This is a genomic window from Actinotalea ferrariae, from assembly GCF_019733465.1.
GTDB classification, from domain to species: Bacteria; Actinomycetota; Actinomycetes; order Actinomycetales; family Cellulomonadaceae; genus Actinotalea; species Actinotalea ferrariae_A.
Genome location: NZ_JACVQL010000409.1, coordinates 1 through 1,270 on the forward strand (window position 1 = coordinate 1; position 1,270 = coordinate 1,270).

Consider the following 1,270-nt stretch of genomic DNA (forward strand, 5'->3'; position numbering starts at 1 on the left):
CGGCGGCCGCGGCGCGCGCGCCCGCGACGACGGCCGGGAGCGCCGAGTGCAGGTCCGCGACGACGACGGGGAGGCCGTCGAGGTCGTCGGCCGCGGCGAGGACGCCGTGGTGCGGGGACTCCTGCTCGTCGGCCCCGAGCACCATGGCCTGGAGCGGCGTGTAGCGCGCCTTGACGAGGTGGCCGGGGCCGGCCGGAGGGTCGGCGGGGAGCCGGTCGGGGAGCGCGACGACGAGCGCGTACCCGCCCGTGCCGAGGCCGCGGACCTGCGCCGACACGTTGAGGAGCACGCGGTCGCCCGGCTCCGGGTCACCCACGAGCGGGGGGTGGGCGAGGGCCTTGAGCTCGTCGCCGTCGTCCGTCCGCACCCGCAGCTCGACCGCACCGGTCCACGCGGGACCGCGCGACACCACCGTCGCCGCTCGCCAGGAGATCACGCGTGCACGCTACCGGCCGCTAGCGTGGTGCCGATGCCCGACGCCCTGCCTCCCGCCGAGCGGCTGCTCAACCTCGTCATCGCGCTCGTGAACACCACGCACCGCATGACCAAGGAGCAGATCCGCGCCTCCGTCGCGGGGTACGACCAGGCCGCCTCGACGGACGCCTTCGAGCGGATGTTCGAGCGCGACAAGGAGACCCTGCGCGACCTGGGCATCCCGGTGGTGACCGTCTCGAGCGCGGCCCACGGCGACGACCAGGGCTACCGGATCGACCCGGACGCCTACGCGCTGCCGCCCATGCAGCTCAGCGCGGCCGAGCTCGGCGTGCTCGCCCTCGCCGCCGAGTTCTGGCAGGGGCAGGCGCTGCGGGCCGACGCCGCCCGCGCGCTGACCAAGCTGCGCGTGGTGGGCGCGACGCCGTCGGAGACCGACATCGTCGCCGGCCTGGCCCCGCGCCTGCACCCCGCCGGTCCGGCCCTGACCCCGCTGCTCGACGCCGCGCACGACCGTCAGGCGGTCACCTTCACGTACCGCACGGCCAGCACGGGCGAGGTCATGCGCCGGCACGTCGAGCCGTGGCGTCTCGTGGCGAGCGGCGGGGGCTGGTACCTCGTCGGCCACGACCGCGACCGCGGGGCGGCGCGCGTGTTCCGCCTCAGCCGGATCGACGGGCCCGTGCGGCCCGAGGGTCCGCCCGGGGCGTTCGAGCCGCCCGCCGAGGTCGACACCCGGAGCATGGTGGCGACCGCCCAGCGCGGTGAGCGGCGGATGGCCTGGCTCGCCGTCGCACCCGAGCGCGCCGGGGCGCTGCGCGCGCGCGCCGCCCAGCAC

Annotated in this window: 2 protein-coding genes; one reads left to right on the forward strand and one right to left on the reverse strand. The window is 77.2% G+C overall.

The annotated features are described in order from the left end of the window. Positions 1 to 436, reverse strand: a 436-nt coding sequence (locus ICW40_RS20430) for a DUF3866 family protein (protein WP_221655803.1), incomplete at its 3' end; no start/stop codon positions are given. Between the two features lie 33 nt (positions 437 to 469). Between ICW40_RS20430 and ICW40_RS20435 the strand changes: the two genes are divergently transcribed. Beyond that, a partial coding sequence (locus ICW40_RS20435) for a helix-turn-helix transcriptional regulator (protein ID WP_221655804.1) occupies positions 470 to 1,270 on the forward strand: 801 nt, incomplete at its 3' end.